Source organism: Pseudomonas sp. MEJ108 (genome assembly GCF_030208985.1).
Lineage (GTDB): Bacteria > Pseudomonadota > Gammaproteobacteria > Pseudomonadales > Pseudomonadaceae > Aquipseudomonas > Aquipseudomonas fragariae.
On record NZ_JARVSW010000034.1, the window covers coordinates 1 to 14635 of the forward strand.

The 14635-nt window shown below is 60.2% G+C and carries 12 protein-coding genes and 4 tRNA genes; 14 read left to right on the forward strand and 2 right to left on the reverse strand.

Going from position 1 to position 14635, the window contains the following annotated elements; genetic code table 11:
- Nucleotides 1-296 precede the first annotated feature (296 nt).
- From gltX to QRN50_RS16335, 8 genes are all read left to right on the forward strand, one after another.
- On the forward strand, nucleotides 297-1778 hold the full coding sequence (gene gltX, locus QRN50_RS16300; RefSeq protein ID WP_011267360.1) for a glutamate--tRNA ligase: 1482 nt from the start codon (nucleotides 297-299) through the stop codon (nucleotides 1776-1778).
- Between the two features lie 148 nt (nucleotides 1779-1926).
- A tRNA-Ala gene (locus tag QRN50_RS16305) sits at nucleotides 1927-2002 on the forward strand.
- Nucleotides 2003-2090: 88 nt separating this feature from the next.
- Nucleotides 2091-2166, forward strand: a tRNA-Glu gene (locus tag QRN50_RS16310).
- A 51-nt stretch (nucleotides 2167-2217) separates the two neighbouring features.
- Nucleotides 2218-2293 (forward strand) — tRNA-Ala (locus tag QRN50_RS16315).
- A 46-nt stretch (nucleotides 2294-2339) separates the two neighbouring features.
- Nucleotides 2340-2415 (forward strand) — tRNA-Glu (locus QRN50_RS16320).
- A 525-nt stretch (nucleotides 2416-2940) separates the two neighbouring features.
- Nucleotides 2941-3402 carry an acyl-CoA thioesterase gene (locus tag QRN50_RS16325; protein ID WP_032654042.1) on the forward strand — a complete coding sequence of 154 codons (462 nt, stop codon included), beginning with the start codon at nucleotides 2941-2943 and terminating at the stop codon, nucleotides 3400-3402.
- A gap of 29 nt (nucleotides 3403-3431) precedes the next feature.
- Complete coding sequence (locus QRN50_RS16330; protein WP_053275764.1) at nucleotides 3432-4397, forward strand: tRNA dihydrouridine synthase; 966 nt, start codon at nucleotides 3432-3434, stop codon at nucleotides 4395-4397.
- A gap of 129 nt (nucleotides 4398-4526) precedes the next feature.
- Nucleotides 4527-4970 carry an Hsp20 family protein gene (locus tag QRN50_RS16335; RefSeq protein ID WP_003316521.1) on the forward strand — a complete coding sequence of 148 codons (444 nt, stop codon included), beginning with the start codon at nucleotides 4527-4529 and terminating at the stop codon, nucleotides 4968-4970.
- A 66-nt stretch (nucleotides 4971-5036) separates the two neighbouring features.
- Here the strand turns inward: QRN50_RS16335 and QRN50_RS16340 are convergent, their stop codons facing one another.
- Entirely contained in the window at nucleotides 5037-7229 is a 2193-nt protein-coding gene (locus QRN50_RS16340; RefSeq protein ID WP_096127404.1) for a putative bifunctional diguanylate cyclase/phosphodiesterase, read from the reverse strand.
- Nucleotides 7230-7292: 63 nt separating this feature from the next.
- Complete coding sequence (locus tag QRN50_RS16345) at nucleotides 7293-8165, reverse strand: LysR family transcriptional regulator (protein ID WP_003345646.1); 873 nt, start codon at nucleotides 8163-8165, stop codon at nucleotides 7293-7295.
- Nucleotides 8166-8310: 145 nt separating this feature from the next.
- Between QRN50_RS16345 and leuC the strand changes: the two genes are divergently transcribed.
- From leuC to QRN50_RS16375, 6 genes are all read left to right on the forward strand, one after another.
- Entirely contained in the window at nucleotides 8311-9735 is a 1425-nt protein-coding gene (leuC, locus tag QRN50_RS16350) for a 3-isopropylmalate dehydratase large subunit (RefSeq protein ID WP_003406190.1), read from the forward strand.
- A 10-nt stretch (nucleotides 9736-9745) separates the two neighbouring features.
- Nucleotides 9746-10387, forward strand: coding sequence for a 3-isopropylmalate dehydratase small subunit (gene leuD, locus QRN50_RS16355; protein WP_003406188.1), 642 nt, complete (start codon nucleotides 9746-9748; stop codon nucleotides 10385-10387).
- Nucleotides 10388-10542: 155 nt separating this feature from the next.
- On the forward strand, nucleotides 10543-11625 hold the full coding sequence (leuB, locus tag QRN50_RS16360) for a 3-isopropylmalate dehydrogenase (RefSeq protein ID WP_003406186.1): 1083 nt from the start codon (nucleotides 10543-10545) through the stop codon (nucleotides 11623-11625).
- A gap of 70 nt (nucleotides 11626-11695) precedes the next feature.
- A complete protein-coding gene (asd, locus tag QRN50_RS16365; protein ID WP_002552957.1) occupies nucleotides 11696-12808 on the forward strand; it encodes an aspartate-semialdehyde dehydrogenase in 1113 nt (370 codons plus the stop codon).
- Nucleotides 12809-12988: 180 nt separating this feature from the next.
- Entirely contained in the window at nucleotides 12989-13993 is a 1005-nt protein-coding gene (locus QRN50_RS16370; protein WP_011267365.1) for a 2-dehydro-3-deoxygalactonokinase, read from the forward strand.
- A 1-nt stretch (nucleotide 13994) separates the two neighbouring features.
- Nucleotides 13995-14630, forward strand: coding sequence for a 2-dehydro-3-deoxy-6-phosphogalactonate aldolase (locus QRN50_RS16375; protein WP_024640844.1), 636 nt, complete (start codon nucleotides 13995-13997; stop codon nucleotides 14628-14630).
- Nucleotides 14631-14635 lie beyond the last annotated feature (5 nt).

Genomic DNA, 14635 nt, shown 5'->3' on the forward strand with positions numbered 1-14635 from the left:
CCTACTTTGGCCCCATCAAAGTAGGTCGCCGAGGGGCGAAAAGGTGACCTGAGCCCAACCTCAATCCACCTGACATCGCAGAACCGCTTTGTGACGCAGAGCGTCACGAACTGCATTCCCACGCGGAGCGTGCGGAACGAGAACTATCGTGGCTTGAAGCCTTTTTTCAGCACCCATCGGGCCCTGTGAGCAGCGCTGAGCGCGGAGCGCGAACGCAATCACATTGCCCGTGCTGGAGCCCCATGCCCCCGGCCTGTTAACATTCCGCGCTTGATCGACCTCATTCGGGATTTTCCATGACCACCGTTCGTACCCGCATCGCGCCATCGCCCACAGGCGACCCCCACGTCGGCACGGCCTACATCGCGCTGTTCAACTACTGCTTTGCCAAACAGCATGGCGGCGAGTTCATCCTGCGCATTGAAGACACCGATCAACTGCGCTCTACCCGCGAGTCCGAACAGCAGATCTTCGACGCACTGCGCTGGCTGGGCATCGACTGGAGCGAAGGCCCCGACGTCGGTGGTCCTCACGGTCCCTACCGGCAGAGCGAGCGCGGCGACATCTACCAGAAATACGCGCAGCAACTGGTCGACATGGGCCATGCCTTCCCGTGCTTCTGCACCGCCGAAGAACTCGACCAGATGCGCGCCGAACAGCAGGCCAAGGGCGAAACCCCGCGCTATGACGGTCGTGCCTTGCTGCTCTCCAAGGAAGAGGTTCAGCGCCGCCTGGATGCCGGCGAGCCACACGTTATCCGCATGAAAGTGCCGACCGAAGGTGTCTGCGTAGTACCTGACATGCTGCGTGGCGAAGTCGAAATCCCGTGGGACCGTATGGACATGCAGGTCCTGATGAAGACCGACGGCCTGCCGACCTACTTCCTCGCCAACGTGGTCGATGACCACCTGATGGGCATCACCCACGTACTGCGCGGTGAAGAATGGCTGCCATCGGCGCCGAAACTGATCCTGCTGTACGAATACTTCGGCTGGGACAAGCCGCAGTTGTGCTACATGCCGCTGCTGCGTAACCCCGACAAGAGCAAGCTGTCCAAGCGCAAGAACCCCACCTCAGTCACCTTCTACGAGCGCATGGGCTTCATGCCCGAGGCGATGCTCAATTACCTGGGGCGCATGGGCTGGTCGATGCCTGACGAGCGCGAGAAGTTCTCCCTGCAGGAGATGGTCGACAACTTCGACCTGTCGCGTGTTTCGTTGGGCGGGCCGATCTTCGATATCGAGAAGCTTTCCTGGCTCAATGGCCAATGGCTGCGTGATCTGCCGGTCGAGGAGTTCGCCTCGCGTCTGAAGACCTGGGCGCTGAATCCTGACTACATGATGAAGATTGCACCGCATGTGCAGGGCAGGGTAGAGACCTTCAGTCAGGTCGCACCGCTGGCCGGCTTCTTCTTCGCAGGTGGCGTCACGCCTGATGTGAAGCTGTTCGAGCACAAGAAACTGTCCCCGGAGCAGGTGCGTCAGGTGATGCAGTTGATCCTGTGGAAGCTGGAATCGCTGCGTCAGTGGGAGAAGGAGCGGATCATGGGCTGCATCCAGGCCGTGGTCGAGCATCTTGAACTCAAGCTGCGTGATGCCATGCCACTGATGTTCGCTGCGATCACCGGCCAGGCCAATTCGGTGTCGGTGACCGATGCGATGGAAATCCTCGGTCCGGACCTGACCCGCTTCCGGCTGCGTCAGGCCCTCGATTTGCTCGGTGGCGTTTCCAAGAAAGAAAACAAGGAATGGGAAAAGCTTCTGGGCTCTATCGCCTGAGGCGTTACCTGTTCCTGTGAGTCGCCCCCGGTTTTCCGGGGGTTGAATGGTAAGTGGTTGTATTACCGACAAAAAAGTTTGCAGATTGTAGAAAATAAATTTGACAGCCCTGTCACTCACGCTTAATATGCGCCCCGTCCACTGATGTGGGGCTTTAGCTCAGCTGGGAGAGCGCCTGCATGGCATGCAGGAGGTCAGCGGTTCGATCCCGCTAAGCTCCACCAAATTTAGCGTTTCAGAGTGCTGCTACACTGCTCTGAAATGATGTGAAACAAGCGGATCCAGCGACCGTTTGCTTTACGAGAAGGTTTTGTCCCCTTCGTCTAGTGGCCTAGGACACCGCCCTTTCACGGCGGTAACAGGGGTTCGAGTCCCCTAGGGGACGCCAGTTTCACCGAGTGATGCCGGAAGGTTGATCTCCGCCGAGAGGCGTAAATCCGGGGCTTTAGCTCAGCTGGGAGAGCGCCTGCATGGCATGCAGGAGGTCAGCGGTTCGATCCCGCTAAGCTCCACCAATTTTGCCAGGGTTCATCGTTCGATGAACCTGACTGAAGGTTTTGCGTCCCCTTCGTCTAGTGGCCTAGGACACCGCCCTTTCACGGCGGTAACAGGGGTTCGAGTCCCCTAGGGGACGCCACGATTTCCCGCTCTGCGGGACCAAGGGTCATTCGATTATTGAATGGCCCTTTTGTTTTTTAGGGGTTTGAAAACCCCTCCTTTCTGTTTTTATCTATTGCCACACTCAACTGTAACCGACTCTCGTGCCGATACTGCGTTGGCATGCCGTTCGGGACACTCCGCGTCCTCTATGCGTTCGCAACGCAGTGCGCCGCGAACTGCATCCTCGCGCTACAGCCCTCATGGTTATACATAAGTCTTGTGGGAGCGAGCTTGCTCGCGAAGAGGCCGGTATAGCTCCCAGGAAATAGGGGTTGGATGCATCGTCTTCGTGAGCAAGCTCACTCCCACAGGTCTGTGTCCAGTCTGCACGTACGGTTTCAGGCCTTTTATCCGGGCTTATCCAGACTTGTGTGTGACTCTGAGCGCTGTAGCGTGAAGAGCAAAAGGCGTTCCGAGGGGCGCTTTTCATGCCAGCGCGTGTGAACGCGCGCCATGACCCGCTACACTCCCGCCAATCACATCTACTCAAGCAGGAGCACGCATGGTCTGGGATCGGGCAACGCCTTTCGTCATTGATCTGAATGTCGCCGCCGAAGACATCGACGGGCTGGGGCATGCCAATAATGCTGTCTATGTGTCCTGGCTGGAGCGCTGTGCCTGGCGTCATTCGCAGTTTCTCGGGCTGGACCTCACCGAATACCGGCAACTTGATCGGGCCATGGCGGTGGTCAGGCATGAGATCGATTACCTGGCCAGCGCCTACGAGAACGACGAACTGCAATTGGCGACCTGGATCGTCGACTGGGACCGCCGCCTGAAAATGACCCGCTGCTTTCAGCTCAAGCGTCCTGCCGACAACCTGACCTTGTTGCGCGCGCAAACCACCTTTGTCTGTATCGAACTGTCCAGTGGGCGACCCAAGCGGATGCCTGCCGAGTTCATCGAGGGCTATGGCGCAGCCATCTCTGACAGCGCCGTTCCCAATCCGCACGTCGGGCAGTAAACTGGCGGACTTTTTTTCGAGTGTGACCCATGCAAATTGCTCTGGCGCCCATGGAGGGGTTGGTCGACGACATCCTGCGTAATGTGCTGACGAAAGTCGGCGGCATCGACTGGTGCGTGACCGAATTCATCCGGGTGTCCGAGCGTTTGATGCCGGCGCACTACTTCTACAAGTACGCTTCGGAGTTTCATAACGGCGCGAAGACTGACGCCGGTACGCCTTTACGGCTCCAGCTGTTGGGCTCCGATCCGGTGTGTCTGGCCGAGAATGCCGCGTTCGCCTGCGAGCTGGGCGCGCCGGTGCTGGACCTGAACTTCGGTTGCCCGGCCAAGACCGTCAACCGTTCCCGTGGTGGCGCAGTTCTGCTCAAGGAGCCGGAACTGCTGCACACCATTGTCAGCCAGGTGCGCCGTGCTGTGCCCAAAGACATACCGGTCACCGCCAAGATGCGTTTGGGCTACGAAAACACCGACCTGGCGCTGGATTGCGCCAGAGCGTTGGCTGACGGCGGGGCCGAGCAAATCGTCGTGCATGCGCGCACCAAGGTCGACGGCTACAAGCCGCCGGCGCACTGGGAGTGGATCGCGCGCATTCAGGAAGTGGTCAAGGTCCCGGTAGTTGCCAACGGGGAAATCTGGACCGTTGAGGACTGGCGCCGTTGCCGCGAAATCTGCGGCGCGCGGGACATCATGATCGGTCGCGGGCTGGTGGCGCGCCCTGATCTGGCCCGGCAGATTGCTGCGGCGCAGAAGGGCGAAGAGGTGGTGCCGATGACTTGGGACGCGTTGCAGCCGATGCTGCGGGTCTTCTGGCAGGACTGTCTGGTGAAGATGACGCTGATTCAGGCACCGGGTCGGCTCAAGCAGTGGCTGGTGCTGCTGACCAAAAGCTACCCCGAGGCGACCCTGATGTTCAATAGGTTGCGCCGCGAGACCGACTGCGATCGCATCAGCGTATTGCTGGGCTGCGCGCCCGGTTGCTTACCCAAAAGCTGATCCCGACGAACGGTCAAAAAAATCCTGAAAAAAGTCTCTTGAAAAGCGAAAGGCTGTCCCTATTTTGGTGATCAGGCGATGCCGAAAACGGGTCGCTTAAACCACTCGCTGATAAACAGGAGAATTGTTATGGCTACTGCATTTTCTCTGGCTCCACTGTTTCGCAACTCAGTGGGATTCGACCGCTTCAACGACCTCTTCGAGTCGGCGGCGCGAAATGAGACAACCAGCGGCTATCCGCCCTACAACGTCGAGCGGCACACCGATGACCATTATCGAATCGTGATCGCTGCAGCAGGCATGCAAGAGCAGGATCTCGAGTTGCAGGTTGAAAAAGGTGTGCTGACCGTGATCGGCAACAAGCGCGAGCAAGAAGCCGAAAACGTGACGTATCTGCATCAGGGTATTGCCCGGCGTGAATTCAAGCTGTCGTTCAGGCTGGCGGACAATATCGAGGTCAAAGGGGCCGATCTGTCTCACGGCCTGCTGAACATTGACCTGGTGCGCAACGTGCCGGAAGAAGCGAAACCGAAACGCATTCCGCTCAATAGCCAGAAAGCGCTGGAAAACTGATCCGTCAGGTGATGTTGAGTCAGCGGCACGTAACAGGGAAGGCGCCTCAGGGCGCCTTCCTTTTTTTCAGTCCTGATGTGCAGTTTGCTGCGCAGGCCGTTTGAGCTCCAACAAGGACTCGAACTGCGGGCCTGGCAGCGGTTCGCTGAACAGATAGCCTTGATAGGTGTAGCAGCCGACTTTTTCCAGAAATGCCAACTGCTCCGAGGTTTCCACGCCTTCCGCGATCACGTTCAGGTTGAGGCTCTGCGCCATGGCGACGATGGCGCGGATGATTTCTGCGTCGTTGGGGTCGTTGGTGGCATCCTGGACGAAGGACTGGTCGATCTTCAGCGTATCCACCGGCAAGCGCTTGAGATAGGTCAGGGACGAATAGCCGGTGCCGAAATCATCCATCGCAAAGCTGACGCCCAGCGCCTTGAGGCTGAGCATCTTGAGAATGGTGTCGTCCAGATTCTGGATGACGATACCTTCGGTGATTTCCAGCTTGAGCATGGACGCCGGCAACTGGTGCAGCGTCAGGCTGCGCTCCACGCGCTCGATGAAATCGTGCTGGAGAAACTGTCGCGGGCTGATATTGACACCCATCAGGAATTTGTTTTCCGGGATCAGCCCTTGTCTTAGCAGCAGGCCGCCGGTTTTGCAGGCTTCGTTCAGAATATGGCTGCCGACCTCCAGAATCATCCCGCTTTCTTCGAGTATCTGCACGAACTGATCGGGCGCCAGCAAGCCGTATTCGGGGTGTTGCCAGCGCAGCAGGGCCTCGGCCCCGGTGATGTATTCGTTGCGACAGTCGACCTGGGCCTGGAAGTGCAGGTGAAATTCGTTGCGGGTCAGGGCCAGGCGCAAGTCATTTTCCAGGCGCAGACGCTGGCTGACGGCCTGTTGCATGGACACATGGAAAAACTGTGAAGCGTTGCGCCCGCAATCCTTGGCCCGATACAGGGCAATATCGGCGCGCTTGAGTAGATCGGCCGGGGTCAGACCATCATCCGGAATCAGCACCACGCCGATGCTCGGGGTGACCTGCAGGCGATGGCCGTCGAGAAACATCGGCTCGGCCAGCAGGTTGCGCAGGTTGTCGGCCAGCTCCCGCACTTGTCGGGTGACCTCGCCCTGCGAGCCTTCCAGGCCGCAGATCAATACCACGAATTCGTCGCCGCCCAAGCGCGCCACGGTGTCTTCCTGGCGCACGCTGGCTTCCAGGCGCGCGGCGATGATGCTCAGAACGCTGTCGCCCACCGGATGGCCGAGCGAGTCATTGATGTGCTTGAAATGGTCCAGATCGAGAAACAGCAGGGCGCCGCGCAGGTTCTGGTGCTGAAGCAGCGACACCTGCTGGCTCAGGCGGTCGAGCAGCAGTGCGCGATTGGGCAGCCCGGTCAGCGGGTCGTGATAAGCCAGGTGCTGAATCTGCGCCTGGGCATTTTTAAGCGCGCCGATGTCGCGGGCGTTCATCAGCAGGCAAGCGGTGTTGTTCAGGGTGATGAACTCGACCGATATATCCAGCACCAGCGGCGCGCCATGCTTGTCCCGACCGTCCATTTCGCGGTGATGCACGCGGCCTTTCTGGCGCAGTTCTTCAAGCATGTGTTCGCGCTGCAAGGTGTCGGTCCAGATGCCGACTTCATGCGCTGTACGGCCAAGCACTTCCTGGGCGCTGAAACCGGTCAGGCGGCTGAAGCCATCGTTGACCTCGACGTAGCGGCCCGAGTCGATTTCAGTGATGGTGATCGAGTCGGGGCTTGAATGAAACGCCTTGGCAAATTTTTCCTCGCTGGCCTCCAGGGCGACCTGAGCGCACTGTTGGGTAATGTCCATCAGGGTGCCGGACAGCCTGACGGGCTGGCCCTGTTCATCCCGATAAATCCGCGCGCGGCTTTCAAGCAGGCGTGACGTGCCGTTCTTCAATTGAAACCGGTAGGTGACTTGCAGGCAGTCCTGCCCGTTTTCGAGTGCCGCAGCGTAGATTGCACGCATGCGACGGCGTTCTTCGGCGGGCAGGCTGCCGAAGAACTGCCCGCCAGACTCATCGAAGGTCCGTGCCGGCATGCCGTGTAACAGCGCCGCGCGTGCCGAAGCCTGCAGCCGGTTGCGGACGATATCCAGATCCCAGGTGCCCATTTGCGCCAGGTCCAGTGCCAGCTCCAGGCGATCACGGGTTTCCTGCAGGGCCCGCTCTGCGTCTTTCAGCGACAGCCTGGCAGAGGCCGTCTGTACGGTGGTTTTCGGCGCGGCGTTATCCGGTGGGTTGGGCATGGTATCCGAGCCTTTGATCGATGGAGCCGCCAGAGCGATCTGTCTGCGGCCTGCAGCCTCTATTCACTGTGTCTGCGCATCGAGCAGTTTCATGAATGCCCGTGCCGCATTCGATAGCGTGCGTTCGGTGTGCAGGATGTAGCCTAGCTGGCGATTGAGCTGTACGCCCGGCAGCGGAATGCGCGCCACCTGCTCGTCGAGCATGGTGCGCGGCAGAACGCTCCAGGCCAGGCCTATGGAAACCATCATTTTGATGGTCTCCATATAGTTGGTGCTCATGGCGATGTTGGGCTTGAGGCCCTGGGCCTCGCACAAGCCGCTGACAATGTGATGGGTAAACGTGTTACCGCCGGGAAATACCGCCGGATAGCGCACAATATCCTCCAGCTTCATCGGGCCGCTGTTGGCCAGCGGGTGCTCGGGTGCAGCGACGAAATCCAGCGGATCGTCCCAGACGGGCACGGCGCGGATCAGTGCATGCGGCTCGGGCGCCAGTGTAATGACTGCCAACTCGGCGCGCCCGTGAAGAATTTCTTCATAAGCGATTTCCGAATCCAGGAACTGAATGTCCAGTGCAACCTTCGGGTAAGTGCGGGTAAAGGCCCGTAATATCGGCGGCAAACGGTGCAGGCCGATGTGATGGCTGGTCGCCAGAGTCAGCCGCCCGGTGACTTCCCCGGTCAGGTTGGTCAGTGCCCGGCGGGTGTCATCCAGCACGTTGAGAATCTGGTAGGCGCGTGGCAGCAGGGCGCGTCCGGCCTCGGTCAGACTGACTTCGCGGCCCAGGCGATCGAACAGGCGCACGTTGAGTTGCTGCTCCAGACCGGCGATGCGCTTGCTGATGGCCGGTTGGGTCAGGTAAAGGCGTTCGCCTGCCCCGGAGAAACTGCCGGTCTCGGCAATGGCGATGAAGGCATTGAGGTTGGCCAGGTCCATGGTCAGATTCCAGTTGGTTATCCAAAGTATGAAAATTATGAATTTGAGTTATTTAAGCATATTCCATAGGATGACCGCACAAGCCAAAGGGTCATCGCCACGATTGCCCAAGGCATAGAAACAAGCTGATGAGGAAGTACGTCCGATGGCCGGGAAAACGCTCTACGACAAGCTCTGGGATTCGCATTTGGTCAAACAGCGCGACGACGGTTCGGCGCTGATCTACATTGACCGTCATATCATCCATGAAGTGACCTCGCCGCAGGCGTTCGAAGGTCTGCGGCTGGCGAAGCGCAAGCCGTGGCGGATCGACTCGATCATCGCCACGCCTGACCATAACGTGCCGACCACCGCCGAACGCAAGGGTGGCATCGGTGCCATCGAGGATCAGGTGTCGCGCTTGCAGGTGCAGACCCTCGACGACAACTGCGACGAGTACGGCATCACCGAATTCAAGATGAATGACCCGCGCCAGGGCATCGTCCATGTAATCGGCCCGGAGCAGGGCGCAACCCTGCCAGGCATGAGCGTGGTCTGCGGCGACTCGCACACCTCTACCCACGGCGCGTTCGGTGCGCTGGCCCACGGTATCGGCACTTCCGAGGTCGAGCACGTGCTCGCCACCCAGTGCCTGGTCGCCAAGAAAATGAAGAACATGCTGGTGTCGGTCGAGGGGCAATTGCCGTTCGGCGTGACGGCCAAGGACATCGTACTGGCGGTGATCGGCAAGATCGGCACCGCAGGCGGTAACGGTTACGCCATCGAGTTCGCCGGCAGCGCGATTCGCGACCTGTCGATCGAAGGGCGCATGACCATCTGCAACATGTCCATCGAAGCGGGTGCCCGGGTCGGCATGGTGGCCACCGACGAGAAGACCGTCGAGTACGTCAAAGGCCGTCCGTTCGCACCCAAGGGCGCGGAGTGGGACCTCGCTGTCGAAGCCTGGAAGGACCTGGTGTCCGACCCGGACGCTGTGTTCGATACCGTGGTCAGGCTGGATGCCGCACAGATCAAGCCGCAGGTCAGCTGGGGCACCTCGCCGGAAATGGTCCTCGCGGTCGATCAGAACGTGCCGGACCCTGCGCAAGAGCCGGATCTGGTCAAGCGCGGCTCCATCGAACGTGCGCTCAAGTACATGGGCCTGAAAGCCAATCAGCCGATTACCGATATCCAGCTGGACCGGGTATTCATCGGTTCCTGCACCAACTCGCGCATCGAAGATTTGCGTGCTGCTGCGGATGTCGCCAAGGGCCGCAAGGTGGCTTCAACCATCAAGCAGGCCATCGTGGTGCCGGGTTCGGGGCTGATCAAGGCGCAGGCCGAGAAGGAAGGGCTGGACAAGGTGTTCATCGAAGCCGGCTTCGAATGGCGTGAACCGGGCTGCTCCATGTGCCTGGCGATGAACCCGGACCGCCTGGGTTCCGGCGAGCATTGCGCGTCGACCTCCAACCGTAACTTCGAAGGTCGTCAGGGCGCCGGTGGCCGGACGCATCTGGTGAGTCCGGCGATGGCCGCTGCCGCTGCAGTGAATGGCCGTTTCATCGATGTTCGCGACCTGATCCAGCACTGAGGAGTCCCGTATGAAAGCCTTTACCCAGCACCATGGCCTGGTCGCTCCTCTGGATCGTGCCAATGTCGACACCGACCAGATCATTCCCAAGCAGTTTCTCAAGTCGATCAAGCGCACGGGTTTTGGCCCGAACCTGTTCGATGAATGGCGTTATCTGGATGTCGGCCAGCCGTATCAGGACAACTCCAAGCGCCCGCTGAACCCTGACTTCGTGCTCAATCATGAGCGGTATCAGGGTGCCAGCGTGCTGTTGGCCCGGGAGAACTTCGGTTGCGGTTCCAGCCGCGAACACGCGCCTTGGGCACTGGAAGAGTACGGTTTCTGCGCAATCATTGCGCCGAGCTACGCGGACATCTTCTTCAATAACAGCTTCAAGAACGGCTTGTTGCCGATCATCCTGTCCGAGGAAGACGTTGATCAACTGTTCAGGCAGGTGGAAGCTTCGCCCGGTTATCAGTTGAGTATCGATCTGCAGGCGCAGACCGTGACCCGTCCGGATGGCAAGGTCCTGAGCTTTGAAATCGATGCGTTCCGCAAGCATTGCCTGCTCAATGGTCTGGACGACATCGGCCTGACGCTGATGGACGCCGAGGCCATCGCCGGTTTCGAGAGCAGGCACCGCGCCAGCCAGCCGTGGTTGTTCCGCGACTGATCGATTGATCGATCGACAGCGGATGCATGTTTGCCAGTAAGGTGTAATTGCGCCTTGCTGGCAAAAGTGTTTTGGCCGGACGCTAAATTTTCTGTGGTATTGAGCGTTTCAAGCAGGCGTTGTCAAAGACGCCGATGCACAAAATCGAGGATGTTATGAGCAAGCAGATTCTGATTCTCCCAGGCGACGGTATTGGTCCGGAAATCATGACCGAAGCGGTCAAGGTGCTGGAGCTGGCCAACGAAAAGTATCAACTGGGCTTTGAATTGACCCACGACGTGATCGGCGGCGCGGCCATCGACAAGCACGGCGTGCCGCTGGCCGATGAAACCCTGGAGCGTGCCCGTGCGGCCGATGCCGTGCTGCTCGGCGCCGTCGGCGGCCCGAAATGGGACACCATCGAGCGCGACATCCGTCCTGAGCGCGGTCTGCTGAAAATCCGTTCGCAACTGGGCCTGTTCGGCAACCTGCGTCCGGCGATCCTTTATCCGCAACTGGCCGACGCGTCGAGCCTGAAGCCGGAAATCGTCGCGGGTCTGGACATCCTGATCGTTCGCGAGCTGACCGGTGGCATCTATTTCGGCGCGCCACGCGGCACGCGGGTGCTGGATAATGGCGAGCGTCAGGCCTATGACACGCTGCCGTACAGCGAAAGCGAGATCCGCCGCATTGCCAAGGTCGGTTTCGACATGGCCATGGTGCGTGGCAAGAAGCTCTGCTCGGTGGACAAGGCCAACGTGCTGGCGTCCAGCCAGCTGTGGCGCGAAATCGTCGAGCAGGTCGCCAGGGATTACCCTGAAGTCGAACTGAGCCACATGTACGTCGACAACGCTGCCATGCAACTGGTGCGTGCACCCAAGCAGTTCGATGTAATCGTGACCGACAACCTGTTCGGCGACATTCTCTCCGATCAGGCGTCGATGCTCACCGGTTCCATCGGCATGCTGCCGTCGGCCTCGCTGGACACGGCCAACAAGGGCATGTACGAGCCATGTCACGGTTCGGCGCCGGACATCGCCGGCAAAGGCATCGCCAACCCGTTGGCGACCATTCTCTCGGTGTCGATGATGCTGCGTTACAGCTTCAATCTGACCGATGCGGCCGACGCCATCGAAAAGGCTGTCAGCCTGGTTCTGGATCAGGGTATCCGCACCGGCGACATCTGGTCGGAAGGCAAAGTCAAAGTCGGTACGCAGGAAATGGGCGATGCGGTAGTCGCCGCGCTGCGGAATCTGTAATCTCTCTGGCCCGCCGCCTGCTGTGTACGCGCAGAGCGGCGGTCCCACTTTTATTCAAGGTGTAGTTGCGATGAAACGTGTAGGTCTGATCGGTTGGCGTGGCATGGTCGGTTCCGTGCTCATGCAGCGGATGCGGGAAGAGCAGGACTTCGATCTCATTGAGCCGGTGTTCTTCACTACTTCCAATGTCGGTGGCCAGGCGCCTTCGGTGGGCAAGGATGTTGCGCCCCTGAAAGATGCCTACAGCATCGACGAGCTGAAAACCCTGGACGTGGTGCTGACCTGCCAGGGTGGCGACTATACCAATGAGGTGTTCCCCAAGCTGCGCGAAGCGGGCTGGCAGGGTTACTGGATCGATGCGGCGTCCAGCCTGCGCATGCAGGATGATGCGGTCATCGTGCTTGACCCGGTGAACCGCAAGGTCATCGACCAGCAACTGGATGCGGGCACCAAGAACTATATCGGTGGCAACTGCACCGTCAGCCTGATGCTGATGGGCCTGGGCGGCCTGTTCGATGCCGGTCTGGTCGAGTGGATGAACGTCATGACCTATCAGGCGGCCTCCGGCGCCGGCGCGCAGAACATGCGTGAGCTGATCAGGCAGATGGGCGCGGTGCATGCTTCGGTGGCCGATGATCTGGCCAACCCGGCCAGCGCCATTCTGGACATCGACCGCAAGGTGGCTGAAGCCATGCGCAGCGAGTCGTTCCCTACCGAGAACTTCGGCGTACCGCTTGCGGGCAGCCTGATCCCGTGGATCGACAAGGCCCTGCCAAACGGCCAGAGCCGCGAAGAGTGGAAAGGCCAGGCCGAGACCAACAAGATCCTCGGTCGCTTCAAGAGCCCGATCCCGGTGGACGGCATCTGCGTGCGCATCGGCGCCATGCGTTGCCATAGCCAGGCGCTGACCATCAAGCTGAACAAGGATGTGCCGATTGCGGACATCGAAGGTTTGATCAGCCAGCACAACCCGTGGGTCAAGCTGGTGCCGAACAACCGCGAAGCCAGCATGCACGAGCTGAGCCCGACCGCCGTGACCGGCACCATGAGCATTCCGGTAGGGCGTCTGCGCAAACTCAACATGGGTTCGCAGTACCTGGGCGCTTTCACCGTGGGTGACCAGCTGTTGTGGGGCGCTGCGGAGCCGCTGCGTCGCATGCTGAGAATCCTGCTGGAGCGTTGAGGCTTCGGTTTCACAGCCAACCCGCTTCCTGAAAGGGAAGCGGGTTTTTTAATGGCTGATACTTTTGGTTGATCGCCCTTTGTCCCTATATATGGGATTGAAATTTACATATTGAGATAAGTGTAACAACGGGTTTATAGTCGTCCTGCACTCACTTCCAAAAAAACAACAGGTGACGCAATGCAGGCGCAATTGATCGCGCTCGATTGGGGGACAACCTCACTTCGTGCTTATCGACTTGGCGAACATGGCCAGGTACTGGAACAGCGCGCGTTGAGCGCGGGCATCATGCAGTTGCCAACCACGCCGCGGCTGATCGCGGGGCAGTTCTGCAGTGACGGTTTCGAACTGGCCTTCGACCAGGCGTGCGGCGACTGGCTCGATGCCCAGCCGGATCTGCAGGTGATTGCCTGCGGCATGGTCGGCAGCGCGCAGGGCTGGCGCGAGGCGGCTTATCGGGAAACGCCGGCCAGCGTCAACGAGCTGAGCGCAGCGTTGCAGACGGTACGCAGCGTGCGCGGCGTGACGGTGCACATCATCCCCGGCGTCCTGCAGCGCTCGACCCTGCCCAACGTCATGCGTGGCGAAGAAACCCAGGTGCTGGGTGTGCTGGCAGGGCTCGAAGACGGGCAGGGCAGCCAGCCGCTGCTGATCGGTCTGCCGGGCAGCCACTCCAAATGGGTGCAGGTAGAGCGCGGTCGCATCGTTCACTTCGATACCTTCATGACCGGTGAGGTTTACGCCGCGCTCTGCGCCCACACCATTCTCGGGCGCACCATGCAGCCTGCCGAGGCGTTCGATGAGCAGGCCTTTGACCGCGGCTTGTCGATTGCCCTGTCCGACGCGGGCTCCGCCGGGCCACTGTCGACTATTTTCAGCACGCGAACGCTCGGCCTGACCGGGCAATTGAGTGCCAGCGCGCAACCTGACTATCTTTCCGGCCTGTTGATTGGCCATGAACTGGGCGCCATCGCCAGGCTGCATCTGCACAACCACGAACAATTGCCTGCGGTGATCCTCATCGGCAGCGATTCGCTGTGCACTCGTTATGCACGCGGGCTGGCCGTTTGTGGCTTTCCCGGGGTGACATTGGCCGAGCAGGCGACCGAGCGCGGCCTCTGGCAGGTCGCCGTGCAGGCCGGCCTGATCGCGCGCCGCTCGTCCCAACACATTCGAGAGGTTTGACATGCTCAAGCAAGCATTGAAAGAAAATGGTCTGGTCGCGATTCTGCGCGGCCTGCGTCCCGAAGAAGCGCCTGCCATGGGCGATGCGCTGTACGAAGCGGGTTTTAGGGTCATCGAAGTGCCGCTCAATTCCCCGCAACCGTTCGACAGCATCCGCCTGTTGCGTCGGCAGTTGCCTGCCGATTGCCTGATCGGTGCTGGCACCGTGCTCACCCCTGAGCAGGTGACTCAGGTCAAGGACGCCGGCGGGCAAGTGATCGTCATGCCGCACAGCGACGCCAAGGTGCTGCGTGCGGCCAAGGCGGCCGGGCTATTCCTGTCGCCAGGCGTCGCGACGCCGACCGAAGCCTTTGCGGCACTGGCCGAAGGCGCCGATGTGCTCAAGCTGTTTCCTGCCGAGCAGATGTCGCCGGCGGTGGTCAAGGCGTGGCTGGCGGTCTTGCCCAAGGGCACGATTCTGCTGCCGGTCGGTGGTATCTCGCCGGACAACATGAAGGTATTTCTCGACGCCGGTGTGAAGGGGTTTGGTCTGGGCTCCGGGCTGTTCAAACCTGGCATGAGCGTCGCAGACGTCACCGAGCGTGCCCAGGCCTATGTGGCGGCCTGGAAGCAGCACAGCGCAGCGCTTGCAGACTGACCGGC